The sequence below is a fragment of the Streptomyces sp. NPDC058650 genome, from assembly GCF_042717315.1.
GTDB lineage: Bacteria > Actinomycetota > Actinomycetes > Streptomycetales > Streptomycetaceae > Streptomyces.
Genome location: NZ_JBHXRL010000057.1, coordinates 1 through 1,496 on the forward strand (window position 1 = coordinate 1; position 1,496 = coordinate 1,496).

A 1,496-nucleotide genomic window follows, 5' to 3' on the forward strand; every position below is an offset into this window, starting at 1 on the left:
GCCGCGGCTCCCCCACGACCGTGCCCTCCTCCGCGGCCGGGAAGTAGGCGGAGATCGGCCGGCCGACCATGCGGCGCACGAGCTCGTCGGTGTCGAGCTCGGCGGCCGGTCCGCTCGAGACGAGCGCGCCGTCCTTCAGCACGGTGATCGTGTCGCAGAGGTCGAAGATCTCCTTCAGGCGGTGCGAGACGTAGACGATCGCCACACCGCGCTCCGACAGCCGTCGCACGATCGTGTAGAGCAGTTCCACCTCGTGGTCGGCGAGGGCGGCCGTCGGCTCGTCCATCTGGATCACCCGGGCGTCGACCGAGAGGGCCTTCACGATCTCGACGATCTGCTGCTCGGCGACGGTGAGCGTGCGCACCGGGGCATCCGCGTCGATGGAGTCGATGCCGAGGTCGGCGAGCAGCGAGCGCGTCTCGGCGAGCATCGCCTTCTTGTCGACGAACCCTGCGCGGCGCGGCTCGCGACCGAGGAAGACGTTCTGGGCGACGGTTCGCTCGGGCAGGAGGTTGAACTCCTGGAAGACGGTCGCGAGTCCGGCGTGGGCGGCCTGGACGGGGTGGCTGAAGGCCACCTCGGTGCCGCCGAGCGTGATGGTGCCGCCGTCGCGTTCGTAGACCCCGGCGAGGATCTTCATGAAGGTCGACTTGCCTGCGCCGTTCTCGCCGACGAGCCCGTGCACCTCGCCCGGGTGGAGCGTGAGCCCGACACCGCGCAGCACGGTCACGCCGAAGAACGACTTCTCGAGGCCGGTGGCGACGAGCACCGGCTCACCGTCGAGCACGGCACGGCGGCCGGCTCCGGCCTGCGACTGTTCGGTGGTCATGCGGGCACCTCCACCCAGTTGCCGCTCGCCGCTGAGGCGAGCACTGCCTCGGTCACGCGCACCGCGCGCAACCCGTCATCGAATCGGGGAAGCCCCTCGGGCGACTGCCCGCCGATCGCGGCGTAGGCGTCGGCGACGAAGGCGTTGAACGCGTCCTGGTAGCCCATCGGGTGGCCCGCGGGCACGATCGAGAGTCGAGCGGCGTCGTGGGCGAGCCGCGCCGGGTCGCGTTCGATGATGCTCGAGGCGTCGGTGCGCCCGAGCCAGAGGGTGTCGGGGCGCTCCTGCTCGAAGCGGACACTCGCGTCGGTGCCGGCGAGCTCGATCGAGAGCGCGTTCTTGCGCCCGGGAGCGACCTGCGACACGAGCAGCGTGCCGACGGCGCCCGACTCGAGCTCGACGACCACGGCGACGAGGTCTTCGGTCGCGATGTCATCGTGCATGGCCCGGGCCTCGTAGACGGTGCGCGTCGAGGCGTTCAGCCGCGTGATGCGCTCACCCGAGACGAACTCGAGCAGGTCGACGAGGTGCGAGCCGATGTCGGCGAACGCCCGCGAAGGGCCGCCGAGTGCGGTGTCGACGCGCCAGTCGTCGTCGCGCGGAGCGGCGAGCCAGTCCTGCAGGTAGGCGCCCTGCACGCTGAGCAGGCGCCCGGTCTCGCCGCGGG

General features: G+C 71.4%; 2 protein-coding genes. Both read right to left on the reverse strand.

Annotated features, from left to right (window positions below):
- A partial coding sequence (locus tag ACFWWU_RS37195; protein WP_384153615.1) for an ATP-binding cassette domain-containing protein occupies window positions 1-829 on the reverse strand: 829 nt, incomplete at its 3' end.
- Window positions 826-1,496 (reverse strand): Gfo/Idh/MocA family protein (locus ACFWWU_RS37200; protein WP_384153618.1); only part of this gene is annotated, 671 nt, incomplete at its 5' end. The genes ACFWWU_RS37195 and ACFWWU_RS37200, both read right to left, overlap by 4 nt.